The organism is Agromyces sp. GXQ0307, assembly GCF_044769845.1.
Classification (GTDB): domain Bacteria; phylum Actinomycetota; class Actinomycetes; order Actinomycetales; family Microbacteriaceae; genus Agromyces.
In genome coordinates this window covers 368,977-382,245 of the sequence record NZ_JBIZVY010000004.1, presented here as the reverse complement: position 1 = coordinate 382,245, position 13,269 = coordinate 368,977, and the positions used below count along the sequence as shown (strand labels likewise).

Below are 13,269 nucleotides of genomic sequence, written 5' to 3'. Positions count from 1 at the left end.
ACCGAGGGGGTCGATTCGCGTCAGGCCAATCGCTCGTAGCCGGCTGCGCTGACGCGAAGTGACCCCTTCGCGGGAGCGCGGGAGCGCGGGAGCGCGGGGGCGCGGGGGCGCGGGAGCGCGGGAGGGCGGCGCGGGGGCGCGGGGGAGGGAGCGCGCGTCAGGCGCCGCCGCGGGCGGCCCACCAGGCGAGCAGGCGCTCGCGCGCGGCATCCGGCCCGATCGGGCCCTCGTCGAGCCGCACGTCGAGCAGGTACTTGTACGCCTCACCGACGACCGGCCCCGGGCGGATGCCGAGCGCGGCCATGATCTCCTGCCCGTCGAGCTCGGGGCGCACGGCTGCGAGTTCCTCCTCCTCGGCGAGGCGCGCGACGCGCTCCTCGAGGTCGTCGTAGGCGAACCCGAGACGGTCGGCCTTGCGACGGTTGCGCGTCGTGACATCCGCCCTCGTCAGGATGTGCAGCCGCTCGAGCTGGTCGCCCGCGTCGCGCACGTACCTGCGCACGGCGGAGTCGGACCACGCGCCATCCGTGTACCCGAAGAAGCGCAGGTGCAGCTCGATCAGCCGTGACACCGCCTTGACCGTGTCGTTGTCGAAGCGCAGCGCGCGGAGGCGCTTGCGAGCGAGCTTCGCACCGACCATGTCGTGGTGGTGGAACGACACCGCACCGCCCGGTTCGAGCCGCCGCGTGGCGGGCTTGCCGATGTCGTGCAGCAGCGCCGCGAGTCGCACCACGAGGTCGGGGGAGTCGAGCACGCCGCGAGAGACCTCGTAGTCGATCGCCTGGTCGAGCACGGTCAGGCTGTGCTCGTAGACGTCCTTGTGGTGGTGGTGCTCGTCGATCTCGAGGCGGAGCGCCGGGATCTCGGGCAGCACCCGGGCCGCGATGCCGCTGTCGACGAGCAGGCGGATGCCGCGGCTCGCCGCGCCCGTGCACAGCAGCTTCGACAGCTCGTCGCGCACGCGCTCGGCGGAGATGCGGTCGATCTCGGGCGCGAGGGAGGACATGGCGGCGAGCGTGCCCGGCTCGACCTCGAAGCCGAGCTGGGCCGCGAAGCGCGCGGCCCGCATCATCCGCAGCGGGTCGTCGCCGAACGAGACCTCGGGTGCCGAAGGCGTCCGCAGCACCCGGCCGATGAGGTCCTCGACGCCGCCCGACGGGTCGACGAGCGTGCGCTGCGGCAGGCGCAGGGCGAGCGCGTTGACGGTGAAGTCGCGACGCACGAGGTCGTCCTCGAGCGACGTGCCGAAGACCACCTCGGGCTTGCGCGACGTGCCGTCGTACGCGTCGGCGCGGTAGGTCGTGATCTCGACGGTGTGCCCGTGAACGATCGCGCCGATGGTTCCGAATGCGCGGCCGATGTCCCAGTGCGCCTCGGCGACGGGCTTCACGACGGCGAGGATCTCGTCGGGCGTGGCGTCCGTCGTGAAGTCGAGGTCGTTGGTCGACCGCCCGAGGAAGGCGTCACGGACGGGACCGCCGACGAGGGCGAGCTCGTGGCCGGCCGCCTCGAAGGCGTCGGCGAGCGTGGCGACCGTCGGCGAGGCGGCCAGACCTTCGAGCCGGTCGAGGGCCTCCGCGACACTCTGCATTGCTCCATGTTAGGCAGGACCCCGCGAGCGGCGCCGCCCGCGACGGCGCATCGGCCGTCGGCACCCCGGCGACGCCCCGCATCCTCCCGGGCCGCTCCCCGTAGAATCGCCTCCATGCCGGCCGAGTCGACCCCTCCTCGACGCCTGCGCCGACTCCTCGCCGTCCTGTCCGCCGGGGCCGCGAGCGTGGCCCTCGGGGCCGCCGGCGCGGTCGCACCGCTGGACGGTCCGACGGGCGCTCCGGCCGCCCGCGCGTCCGAGCCCGAGAGCGGAGTCAGCGTGAGCGTCGCCCCTGCCGACGGCACCTCGGTGACGGCCGGTGCCCCGATCGACGTGGTCGTCGAGATCGTGAACGGCGGCGACGTCGAGGTCGAGGCCGGCACGATCGCGCTGGGCGTGGCCGCGTCGGGGCTCGACGACGTCGGCGACCTCGATGCCTGGACGACCGATGGCGGGCTCCCTGCGTCGGCGCGGACGGTGTTCGAGCGTGCGACCGCGGCGCTCCCCGTCGGCGCGGTCACGACTCTCCAGTTCACGCTCCCCGCGGGCGCCACCGATGCGGCGGATCCGGCGGTCGGCCTCGCCGCGTCCCTCGAGTCCCGTGGGGCGGATGTCGCGTGGGCCACCACCGCGGTGGCGAACGCGCTCGTCACCGACGGCGACCGCCCCGGTCTCGCCCTCGTGTACCCCCTGACCGTGCCGGCGGACGAGGGCGGTGTGCTTCCCGCCGAGCGGCTGGAGTCGTGGACCGGTCCGGCCGGCCTGTTGACTCGGCAGCTCGAGGCGGTCTCGGGGGCGGGCGTCGCCGTGGGCATCGACCCCCGGATCCCCGTCTCCATCCGCGCGCTCGGGTCGTCGGCGCCCGAATCCGCCACGGCCTGGCTCGAGGCGCTGGCCGAGATGCCCAACGAGGTCTTCCCGCTCGCCTACGCCGACGCCGACCTCGCGGTGCAGTCGCAGGCCGGGCTCGACGCCCCGCTCGAGCCGATCGGGTTCGCCGACGTGGTCGATGCCGCCGACTTCGCGGACGCACAGAGCCCCGCAGGGGCGACGAACGCCCCGGGCGAGGCGCCGACGGACGCCGAGTTGCTCGACTGGGACTTCACCCGGAGCGACCTGGCCTGGCCCGCCGACGACACCGTGGCATCCGGTGACCTCGACCGATTCGCCGCGGGCGGACTGACCACCGCGATCCTCGCGCCCGGCAATGTCGAGCCGACGGATGGCGCGTCGAACGCCGCGGCCACGATCGAGGGTCGCGGGGCGGTCGTCGCCGATGCGCGACTGCAGGCTCCGCTGCGACTCGCGGCCGCCGCGCAGACCGACGCCGAATGGCGCAGCGCCGCCTCCCGCCTGCTCGCGGAACTGGCGCTCGGCGCGGGGGACGCATCATCGACGCTCGTCGGCTCGTTCGCGCGTTCCGCCGGAGCCGACGCGCAACGCGTCGCGGAGACGCTCGCCGCGCTCGACGGATCGCAGTGGTCGCGCACCGCCACGCTCACCGAGGCCGTGGGCGCACCGCCGGTCTCACGAACCCTGGTCTCGCTTCCCGAGGACGCCCAGCGGCTCGAGAACGTCGAACGCCTGCTCGGTGCGGAGGCGGCGGTCGGCGAGTTCTCCGACGTGCTCGACGACCCGACCCTGCTCACCGCGCCGACGCGACGCGACCTGCTCGAACTCCTCGCGGTCGGATGGCTCGACCTGCCGACGGAGTGGACCGAGGCGGTCGGCCGGTGGCTCGTCGACCAGCGCGCGGTCACCGACTCGGTCTCGGTCGTCCCGACGAGCAGCGTGCTCGTGGTCGCGAGCGAGACCGGCATCCCGATCACGATCGAGAACGACCTGCCCTATGCGGTGAACGTGGTGGTGACGGTCGACCCGTCCAACGGTCGGCTGCTCGTCGAGGACACCGTCGATGCGACCGTCGAGGGGGAGAGCCGCCGGACCGTCCAGGTGCCGGTCGCGGCCGGCGTGGGCAGCGGCGAGGTCGATCTCGAGGTCTCGCTCGCGTCGCCCGACGGGACGCCGCTCGGCTCGGTCGTCCGGATCCCGGCGAACGTGCACGCCGACTGGGAGGGCGTCGGAGCGACCATCCTCGCCGTGATCGCGGTCGCCGCGTTCGGTGCGGGCATCCTGCGCACGATCCTTCGGCGTCGCCGCCAGCGTTCGGGCGCGGACGAGACGACCGATCCTGCTTCCGGCATTCCGTTCGTCGACGCCGAGCAGCGCGTCGACGCCGGGCAGCGCGTCGACGCCGATCCCGACCCCGACGCCTCGTCGCGACCTGAGGACCCCTCGAATGGCTGACGACCGCATCGCCCGGGCGAGCCTGTTCCTCGCGTCGGGGACCATCGTCTCGCGTCTCCTCGGCTTCCTGAAGGCGATCGTGCTGGCGGCGACGATCGGCGTCGTCGGCTCCGCGAGCGCCGACGCGTTCGCCGTCGCCAACGGCCTGCCGAACACGGTCTACGTCATCGTCGCCGGCGGCGTGCTGTCGGCGGTGCTCGTGCCGCAGATCGTGCGCGCGAGCGCACATGCCGACGGCGGCAGCGCGTACATCAACAAGCTCGTCACGCTCGCGCTCGTCGTCATCGGCGCGGCGACGATCGTCGCGACCGCACTGGCGCCGGTGCTCGCGTGGATCTACGGCGGGAGCTTCCCGCCCGACACGCTCGCACTCGCGACCGCGTTCGCGTTCTGGTGCCTGCCGCAGATCTTCTTCTACGGGCTGTACACACTGCTCGGCGAGGTCCTGAACGCACGCCGCAGCTTCGGCCCGTTCACGTGGGTCCCCGTCCTGAACAACGTGGTCGCCCTCGCGGGGCTGGTCGCCTTCGGCGTGCTGTTCGGCTTCGACCCGGACGGAACGCGCTCGGCCGAGGACTGGACGCCCGGGATGATCGCCCTGCTCGCCGGCTCGGCGACGCTCGGCATCGTGGCGCAGGCGGTCGTGCTGTTCTGGTTCTGGCGACGGATCGGCCTCCGGTACCGTCCGGACTTCCGCTGGCGCGGCGTCGGACTGCGCTCGGCGGGCCGCATGGCGGCGTGGACGTTCGGGATGCTGCTGCTCACGACGTTCGCGGGCATCGTGCAGACCCGGGTCGCCGCGACCGCCTCCGAACAGGGCGCGTCGGTCGCGGCCATCGAGAACGCCTGGCTCATCTTCATGCTCCCGCATTCGGTGATCACGGTCTCGATCGCGACGGCGTACTTCACCCGGATGAGCGAGCACGCGCGCGACGGATTCCTGGACCGCGTGCGCGACGACCTCTCCGGCGCGGTCCGGGCCGTGGCGCTCATCCTGGTGCTCGCCTCGGCGGTGCTCGTCGTCGTCGCCTACCCGTTCGCCGCCGTCTTCCAGCCCGGCAACCTCGCGAACGCGTCGGCCCTCGGCAACGTGATCGTGGCCTTCGCGATCGGCCTGGTCGGCTTCAGCATCCTGTTCGTGGTGCAGCGGACGTTCTACGCGCTCGGGGACACGCGCACGCCGTTCATGTTCACGCTGGTCCAGGTGATCGTGTTCACGATCCTCGCACTGACCGCACTGCTGCTCCCGGTCGAGTGGACCGCCGTCGGCGTCGCGCTGGCGACCACGATCTCCGGCACCGTCCAGCTCGGCCTCGCGCTCCTGCTGCTCCGGCCGAAGCTCGAGCGCCTCGACGCCACGCGGGTGCTCGCGAGCCTCGCGCGCGACATCGCCGCGGCCATCGTGCCCGTCGGGGCCGGCTTCGCGATCGTCTGGGCGTTCGGGGCCTTCACGGAGGGCGGCTTCGCGATCGCCGACCGCTGGGGTGCGATCCTCGTCATGGCGCTGACGGGCACGGTGATGGCCGTGCTCTACGGCGGCATCCTGTGGCTGCTCCGCTCGCCGGAGCTGCGCGGCTTCGCCGGCCCGGTGCTGGCCCGCCTGCGGCGCCGATGACGACGGATGACGCGGGGCGCGAGCCCGCGGCGTCCGCTCGTTCACTGCCCTTGCTGTGACCCGCCCGTGAGCGCCGCCGGCGCCGGAATAGGCGCCGCCTAGACTGTGTTCACCATGTCGTGGCATCCGGTGAGTAGGATGCCGCGGCATCGCACGGAACGACAGGAGCGGGTTTGCGCGACATCATCATCATCGGGTCAGGTCCGGCGGGATTCACCGCCGCCATCTACGCGGCCCGGGCCGAGCTGAAGCCGCTGCTCGTCGCGAGCTCCGTCGAGATCGGCGGCGAGCTCATGAACACGACCGAGGTCGAGAACTTCCCCGGCTTCCCCGACGGCATCATGGGCCCCGACCTCATGGGGAAGATGCAGGCCCAGGCCGAGCGTTTCGGCACCGAGGTCGTCTACGACGACGTCGTGGAGCTCGACGTCGACGGCCCCGTGAAGCGCGTCAGGCTCGGCAACGGCGGCGAGCACGAGGCGAAGGCGATCATCTTCGCGACGGGCTCGGCCTACCGCAAGCTCGGCCTGCCCGAGGAGGAGCGGCTCTCGGGCCACGGCCTGTCGTGGTGCGCCACGTGCGACGGCTTCTTCTTCCGCGAGAAGACCATCGCGGTCGTCGGCGGCGGTGACTCCGCGATGGAGGAGGCGACCTTCCTCACCCGCTTCGCCGACAAGGTCTACGTGATCCACCGCCGCGACCAGCTCAAGGCGTCGAAGATCATGCAGCAGCGCGCCTTCGACAACCCGAAGATCGAGTTCGTGTGGAACGCCGAGGTCTCGGCGATCCACGGTGACACCGCCGTGACCGGTGTCACGCTGACCGACACCGTCACGGGCGACGTCCGCGCGCTCGACCTCGACGGCCTGTTCGTCGCGATCGGCAACGACCCGCGCACGCACCTGGTGCACGGCAAGCTCGAGCTCACGGCCGAGGGCACGATCTCGGTCGACGGCCGATCGTCGCGCACCTCGGTGCCCGGCGTGTTCGCCGCCGGCGACGTGATCGACCCGACCTACCGGCAGGCGGTCACCGCGGCGGGCTCCGGCACGGTCGCCGCGCTCGACGCGGAGCACTACCTCGCGGCCCTCGAGGACACCGACGACCAGCCCGTCGAGGCATCCGCCGAGGCGGCGGAGGTCGACCACCTCGTGGCCGCCGATCTCGCCGACGCCTCGCGCTGAGTTCCGACGACGTAGATGCCGACGGCGGCATGCATCCGTGATGTCGCCGACCCACGCTTCCACCAAAGGAGACAACCCATGACCGCACGTGCAGTGTCCGAGGCCACCTTCGAGCAGGAGGTCCTCCAGAACGACAAGGCCGTCCTCGTCGACTTCTGGGCCGAGTGGTGCGGCCCGTGTCGCGCGGTGAGCCCGATCCTCGACCAGATCGCCACCGAGCACTCCGACAAGCTCGACATCGTCAAGCTCAACGTCGACGAGAACCCCGGCCTGGCGATGAAGTACCAGATCACCGCGATTCCGGCGATGAAGGTCTTCAAGGGCGGCGAGGTCGTCCGCACCGTCATCGGGGCGAAGCCGAAGCCGATCCTCGAGCAGGACCTGGCCGAGTTCATCGGCTGACCGTCGCCTGATCGACCCGAGGGCCCGTAACCGTTTCAAGCGGTTGCGGGCCCTCGGCGTCGCGGGGAGTGCGGCGTCACGCGTCGGCATCCGGTTCGGGCGCTTCGACGGCGCTGGCTAGCATGGAGAGCCTGAGCAGAACGGAATCCAGCAGTGACCTCTGACGGAGTGCCCGAGCGGGCCGGCAACAACCTCGACCCGTGGTACGCGAACTACGCCGAGCGAGCCGCCGGCTTCGCCGCCTCCGAGGTGCGCGCACTGTTCGCCGTGGCGTCACGGCCCGAGGTCGTCTCGCTCGCGGGCGGCATGCCCTTCGTCTCGGCGCTTCCGCAGGAGCTCATCACCTCCGCGTTCGAGCGGACGATGCGCGAGCAGGGGCCGGTCGCACTGCAGTACGGCTCCGGACAGGGCATCCCCTCACTGCGCGAGCACATCCTCGAGGTCATGTCGCTCGAGGGCATCCGCGCCTCGGTCGACAACGTCGTGACGTCGACCGGGTCCCAGCAGGCCCTCGACTTCGTCGCGAAGCTCTTCCTCGATCCCGGCGACGTGGTGCTCGCCGAGGCGCCGTCCTACGTCGGCGCCATGGGCGTGTTCCGCTCGTACCAGGCCTCGGTCGTGCACGTCGCGATGGACGACGAGGGTCTCATCCCCGAGGCGCTCCGCGAGACGATCGCGCACCTGCGCGGCCAGGGACGCCGCATCAAGTTCCTCTACACGATCCCGAACTTCCACAATCCCGCGGGGGTCACGCTCTCCGCAGCGCGGCGACCCGAGATCCTCGAGATCTGCCGCGCGAACGAGATCCTCGTGCTCGAGGACAACCCCTACGGCCTCCTGCACTTCGACGAGCCCGCGCCCGACGCCCTCCGGTCGATGGATCCCGAGGGCGTCATCTACCTCGGCTCGTTCTCGAAGACGCTCGCCCCGGGCTTCCGGGTCGGCTGGGCGCTCGCGCCGCACGCGATCCGCGAGAAGCTCATCCTCGCCGCCGAGTCGGCGATCCTCTCGCCGTCCTCGTTCAGCCAGCTCGTCGTGTCGGAGTACCTCTCGCAGGCCGACTGGCGCGGGCAGATCGATGCGTTCCGAGGGGTCTACCGCGAACGCAAGGACGCGATGATCGAGGCGCTGGGGGAGTACCTGCCGCAACTGTCGTGGACCGACCCGAACGGCGGGTTCTACGTCTGGGTGACCCTCCCCGACGTGCTCGACTCGAAGCAGATGCTGCCGCGCGCCGTCCGCGAACTCGTCGCCTACACGCCAGGCACCGCCTTCTTCGCCGACGGGCGCGGTCGCCACGCGATGCGGCTGTCGTTCTGCTACCCGACGCCCGACGCCATCCGCCTCGGGATCCGCCGCCTCGCGACGGTCGTCAACGGCGAGCTCGACCTCCTCGACACGTTCGCCGGCACCGGCACCCTCCAACTCCCCGATCGCCCCGGCATCGAACTTGCACCGCCCACCGACCTCAAGTAGTGGAGAACCCCTGATCATGAGCGATTCCACCGGCCTCTCCGTCGTCGTGCTCGCCGGGGGCATCTCCCACGAGCGCGACGTCTCACTGCGCTCCGGCCGGCGCGTCGCCGACGCGCTGACCGAGGTGGGTCATCGCGTCGAACTGCGCGATCCCGACGCCAACCTCCTGCCGTATCTCGCCGAGCACCGACCCGACGTCGTGTTCCCCGCACTGCACGGATCGAGCGGCGAAGACGGGACATTGCTCGAGCTGCTCGCCGCGCTGGGCATCCCCACGGTCGGCTCGACAGGTGCCGCTGCTCGTCGGGCATGGTCGAAGCCGGTGGCGAGTTCGCTCGTCGCGTCCGCCGGCGGCGCGGTTCCCGAATCGATCGTGCTCTCGCACGAGGCGTTCCGAGAGCTCGGGGCCGCGAGCGTCCTCCGCGTGGTCCGCGACGCACTGCCGGGAGACCTCGTCGTGAAGCCGGGCTCCGGCGGTTCCGCACAGGGCGTGACGATCGTCGAGGCACCCGCCGACCTTCCGCGCGCCATGGTCGACGCGTTCACCTACGCCGACGTCGCCGTCGTCGAGCGCCGCGTGTTCGGCACCGAACTGGCGATCGCGGTCGTCGAGACGGATGGCGCGCCGCGCGCCCTCACTGCGGTCGAGATCGTGCCGTCGGCCGGCGTGTACTCGTTCCAGGCGAGGTACAACGCGGGGGAGACCACGTTCTTCTCGCCGTGCCGCCTGCCGGAGGAGGCCGTCGAGCGCGCGACGGCTGCGGCGCTCCGCGCGCACCGCGCGCTCGGACTCCGCGACATCTCGCGCGTCGACCTCATCGTCGACGAACAGGGCACGCCCTGGTTCCTCGAGGCGAACGTGCTGCCCGGGCTCACCGAAACCTCGCTCGTGCCGCTCGCGATCGAGGCGTCCGACACCGATGCGTCGACGGTCTACGACGGGCTCGTTCGCACGGCGGCGCGGCGCGGCGCCTGATCGGCCCGCTGCGGCGGTCGGGTCGGCGCTCCGACGGGCGACTCAGCGCCGCTCAGAGCCCTTCGAGGTTCTCGCCGAGTTCCACGAGGATACGCCGCAAGTCCTGGACCGTCGCGAAATCGATGTTGATCTGGCCTTTTCTGGCACCCAGCGAGATCTTCACCCGAGTGTCGAGACGGTCACCGAGTCGCGTCGACAGGTCGTCGAGGAACTCCTGTCGCTTGCCGGCGGCGGGCTTCACCCGTGCCGGCTTCGGTGTTGCGGAGACGATCGACTCCGCCGCGCGAACCGACAGGTCCTCGTTCACGATCTTGTCTGCGAGCCGCTGCATGGCCTCCGCGTCGCCGGCGGCCAGGATCGCCCGGGCGTGGCCGGCACTCAACACCCCCGCTGCGACCCGCACCTGAACCGGCTCGGGCAGCTTCAGCAGTCGCAGCGTGTTGGAGATCTGAGGCCGAGACCGTCCGATCCGCGACGCGAGCTCCTCCTGCGTGATGCCGAAGTCGGCGAGGAGCTGCTGGTACGCGGATGCCTCCTCGAGCGGGTTCAGCTGCGAGCGGTGCAGGTTCTCGAGCAGCGCATCACGGAGCATCGCCTCGTTCGCGGTGTCCTTGACGACGGCTGGAATGGAGTCGAGACCGGCCGCCTTGGTCGCTCGGAGTCGGCGCTCGCCCATGACGAGCTCGTACTTACCCGGCGCGTCGGGGTGCGGCCGGACGACGATCGGCTGCAGGACGCCGAACTCGCGGACCGAGTGCACCAGTTCTTCGAGGTCCTCCGGGTCGAAGACGGACCGGGGCTGCTGGGCATTCGGGACGATGTCGTCGGGGTTCAGGCGCGCGAGATGGGCCCCCGGTACGGTCACGAGGTTCGCCTCGACCGCGTTCTCGACGGCGGCGACCGCCGTCTTCGGCGCCTCGGAATCAGGGAAGAACACATCGACCGGTCGGGCCGCCCTCGGCGCCGCGTCCTCCGTGGTCGGGATCAGGGCGCCGATCCCGCGCCCGAGTCCAGTGCGCTTGGTCGCCATCAGTCGGACTCCTTCTCTTCGGACGCATTCCGCGTCCCACGCAAGGCGATCTCCGCTGCCGCTTCGCGGTAGGAGAGGGATCCGGTGGACGCGAAGTCGTAGCTGATCACGCTCTGCCCGTAGCTCGGGGCCTCGGAGACGCGAACCGAGCGCGGGATGATCGTGTCGAGCGTCTGGGTGGGGAAGTGGTCGCGGACCTCCTGGGCCACCTGCTGGGCGAGGTTCGTGCGCGAGTCGTACATGGTGAGCAGGATCGTCGACAGCCGAAGTTCGGGGTTGAGGTGACGCTCGATGAGTTCGATGTTGCTCAGCAGCTGCGACAGCCCTTCGAGCGCGTAGTACTCGCACTGGATCGGAATGAGGACCTCGCGCGCGGCGACGAAGGCGTTGATCGTGAGGAGTCCGAGCGACGGGGGGCAGTCGATGAAGACGTAGTCGTAGGGGCGCTCCATCGCCGCGAGATGCGCGTCGAGCGCGCGACGCAGTCGCTGCTCGCGTGCGACCAGCGACACGAGTTCGATCTCGGCACCCGCGAGGTGGATGGTCGCCGGAACGCAGTCGAGGTTCTCGTGCTCGGTCGACGGCTGCACGACATCGGCGATGGGGAGGTCGGAGACGAGCACCTCGTAGACGCTCTGCAGTTCGGAGCGGTGATCGACGCCGAGGGCCGTCGAGGCGTTGCCCTGCGGATCGAGGTCCACGACGAGGACGTGAGCTCCGGCGCGAGCCAGCGCCGCGGCGAGATTGACCGCCGAGGTCGTCTTCCCGACTCCGCCCTTCTGGTTGGAGATCGTGAAGACACGGGTCGTCTCGGGAAGCGGCAGCACGGCCTGGTCGAGCGCGAGACGGCGCCGGGTCTCGTCGGCAAGCTGATCGGCCAGTGGAGTTCCTCCGTGTGATTCTGATGTTTCACGTGAAACCGATCCGAGTGGACCGGCGGCGACCGCGTGACTCGTCGCAGCGGCGTACGGGTGGGAGGCCGGCTCGGCTCGTTCCACACCAACCTCACCGGGCACGGCCGACGGCTCATCGCCCGCCCCGACAGCATACGACTCCGCGGACGTGTACTCCGATTCCGGGCCCGCTCCGGGCGCGACGTCGGTCCGGTCGCCGTCGACGCGCGGGGTCACGTCGCCGTCGAGGGTGTCGTCAGCGGGGCCCGGCGCGGACGACTCCGGCGGCGACTCGGACGAGTCGTTCGACTCGGTCAGTGTTCGGGATTCCGACCCCGCGTCTTCGACGACGGGGATCTGCGGTTCAGTGCGGCTCGCGGGCCGTGGTTGATGCAGGCTCGAGACCGTCTCGGCGGTCGCGTCACCCACGATCTCCCGAATGATGTCCTCCAGGAGCTTGTCCGGGTCGCTGTGGGGGAGTGGGTGGCTCGTGGGCGCGGCCTGGGGCTCTGCATCCTCGGACAGTGCCGCGGCCGTCGCCGCGTCCCAGTCGTACCGCGGTGCCGACGGCGGGCCGTTCGATTCGGCACCCGACACACGCCGGGCCGGCGTCTCCATGTCTGGCCTCGAGTCGTCGGCGTCGGCCGGAGCGGATGAATCGGTCGGCTGCAGAGTCTCGGGCCGAGGAGACGTGACGCCGGTGGCCTGAGACGCCCCGAGGTCCGCCCGCCCTCGCCACGCAGTGTCCGGCGGCGCCCAACGACGGTCGGCCTCGTCCTCCGGTCGGGCGGTGCCCGCCCGCGGGTCGCGCTGCGCCGGCGATGCGGACACGCCTTCTGGTCGCTCCCCGCTCGGACCACTCCGGGCGGCGGGTCGCAGCAGCGAATCGAAGTCGGGCTGGCCGTCCTGGGTCGCCCGGCTCCTCGCCGCCTCGGCAGCGTCGGTGCGGCGCTGCGCCTCGTAGGCCTCGATGCGCGTGAGTTCCGGTTCACGCTGCTTCGGCACCGGCGCAACGGGGTCGGACTGCGGCTTCCTCCGCTGGAACCAGCCGCGGCCACCGTTCGCCATGCCCCACTCCTGACCCGTTCCGAGATCTCGCACCGTGCATCGTCGTGCGATCGCTTCGAGCCCCAAGCCTAATCGCCGATGCCGACCCCGGAGCAGCGTGCCGCTCTCGAAGGGCGAACTCGGCGAAGCATTCCGAGCTGCCAACTCGTGCACTGTTTCACGTGAAACATGGCGTCCGTCCTGCACGTCGACGGAGCGCCCCCGCACGACGATCTCGTCGTCGAGGTCCACCGGTTCGAATCGCGCCTGGGGAGAGGTCTGACGGCACCTCGGAGCGATCGCCGAGGCGTGAACGGCTCCGGGGCGAAGCGCGCGCTTCGAGTCCAACTGCTCAGGGTGACACCATGCTCGAGACAGGCGCGTCCGACCGGGCTGCCTCGATTCGGTGGCAGCGGCAGCCTGGTCGCGGGCCACCGTGCGGTTCGCTGTCCTGGAGGTGCCGCGCGTCGTCACGGGTCGCCACCATGGTCACCGTCACTGCCGTAGCGGTCCTCGCGCGAATTGAGGTCGGCCCAAGGAACGTACGCACCGCTGTCAAGGATCACTCCATGCGTGCCGCCGGTCGCCGGTACATCGCAATCCATTGCGGATCGCGACCCCGGACTGCTCGGCAGGGCCGGGCACCGCCGGGAGCGAGCCGCTCGACGGAATCGTCGCCCCGATCGGCTCATCGCCGGATGGAATGCCAGGTGGATGCCCATCGCCGTCCGCCGCGAGTGATTGCGGG

At 71.2% G+C, this 13,269-nt stretch carries 9 protein-coding genes; 6 read left to right on the top strand and 3 right to left on the bottom strand.

What is annotated here, in order from left to right:
• Nucleotides 1–157 precede the first annotated feature (157 nt).
• Nucleotides 158–1,591: a CCA tRNA nucleotidyltransferase gene (locus ACIQH8_RS16230; RefSeq protein ID WP_401000540.1), complete on the bottom strand. Its 1,434-nt coding sequence runs from the start codon at nt 1,589–1,591 to the stop codon at nt 158–160.
• Between the two features lie 114 nt (nt 1,592–1,705).
• On the opposite strand from ACIQH8_RS16230, the gene ACIQH8_RS16225 reads away from it, so the two are divergent.
• The 6 genes from ACIQH8_RS16225 to ACIQH8_RS16200 all read left to right on the top strand — a co-directional run bounded on the left by ACIQH8_RS16225 (nt 1,706) and on the right by ACIQH8_RS16200 (nt 9,551).
• Nucleotides 1,706–3,898 (top strand): DUF6049 family protein, encoded by a 2,193-nt coding sequence (locus ACIQH8_RS16225; RefSeq protein ID WP_401000538.1) that lies wholly within the window; start codon nt 1,706–1,708, stop codon nt 3,896–3,898.
• Nucleotides 3,891–5,513, top strand: a complete 1,623-nt coding sequence (gene murJ / locus ACIQH8_RS16220; RefSeq protein WP_401000536.1) for a murein biosynthesis integral membrane protein MurJ — start codon at nt 3,891–3,893, stop codon at nt 5,511–5,513. Before ACIQH8_RS16225 ends, murJ begins: the two co-directional genes overlap by 8 nt.
• A gap of 173 nt (nt 5,514–5,686) precedes the next feature.
• On the top strand, nt 5,687–6,697 hold the full coding sequence (gene trxB / locus ACIQH8_RS16215) for a thioredoxin-disulfide reductase (RefSeq protein WP_401000534.1): 1,011 nt from the start codon (nt 5,687–5,689) through the stop codon (nt 6,695–6,697).
• 78 nt (nt 6,698–6,775) lie between these two features.
• Nucleotides 6,776–7,099 (top strand): thioredoxin, encoded by a 324-nt coding sequence (gene trxA / locus ACIQH8_RS16210; RefSeq protein ID WP_401000532.1) that lies wholly within the window; start codon nt 6,776–6,778, stop codon nt 7,097–7,099.
• A 153-nt stretch (nt 7,100–7,252) separates the two neighbouring features.
• Complete coding sequence (locus ACIQH8_RS16205; protein WP_401000531.1) at nt 7,253–8,575, top strand: PLP-dependent aminotransferase family protein; 1,323 nt, start codon at nt 7,253–7,255, stop codon at nt 8,573–8,575.
• A gap of 16 nt (nt 8,576–8,591) precedes the next feature.
• Nucleotides 8,592–9,551, top strand: a complete 960-nt coding sequence (locus ACIQH8_RS16200) for a D-alanine--D-alanine ligase (RefSeq protein WP_401000530.1) — start codon at nt 8,592–8,594, stop codon at nt 9,549–9,551.
• A 52-nt stretch (nt 9,552–9,603) separates the two neighbouring features.
• On the opposite strand, the gene ACIQH8_RS16195 is transcribed toward ACIQH8_RS16200, so the two are convergent.
• Both ACIQH8_RS16195 and ACIQH8_RS16190 read right to left on the bottom strand, forming a co-directional pair.
• The gene (locus ACIQH8_RS16195) at nt 9,604–10,581 is read right to left on the bottom strand and encodes a ParB/RepB/Spo0J family partition protein (protein ID WP_401000528.1); all 978 of its coding nucleotides are present in this window, start codon (nt 10,579–10,581) and stop codon (nt 9,604–9,606) included.
• Entirely contained in the window at nt 10,581–11,462 is an 882-nt protein-coding gene (locus ACIQH8_RS16190; RefSeq protein ID WP_401000784.1) for a ParA family protein, read from the bottom strand. Before ACIQH8_RS16190 ends, ACIQH8_RS16195 begins: the two co-directional genes overlap by 1 nt.
• Nucleotides 11,463–13,269: the final 1,807 nt, after the last annotated feature.

Coding starts and splice junctions, on each gene's coding strand:
- ACIQH8_RS16230 (WP_401000540.1), bottom strand. CDS start 1,591: ATGCAGAGTGTCGCGGAGGCCCTCGACCGGCTCGAAGGTCTGGCCGCC.
- ACIQH8_RS16225 (WP_401000538.1), top strand. CDS start 1,706: ATGCCGGCCGAGTCGACCCCTCCTCGACGCCTGCGCCGACTCCTCGCC.
- murJ (WP_401000536.1), top strand. CDS start 3,891: ATGGCTGACGACCGCATCGCCCGGGCGAGCCTGTTCCTCGCGTCGGGG.
- trxA (WP_401000532.1), top strand. CDS start 6,776: ATGACCGCACGTGCAGTGTCCGAGGCCACCTTCGAGCAGGAGGTCCTC.
- ACIQH8_RS16200 (WP_401000530.1), top strand. CDS start 8,592: ATGAGCGATTCCACCGGCCTCTCCGTCGTCGTGCTCGCCGGGGGCATC.
- ACIQH8_RS16195 (WP_401000528.1), bottom strand. CDS start 10,581: ATGGCGACCAAGCGCACTGGACTCGGGCGCGGGATCGGCGCCCTGATC.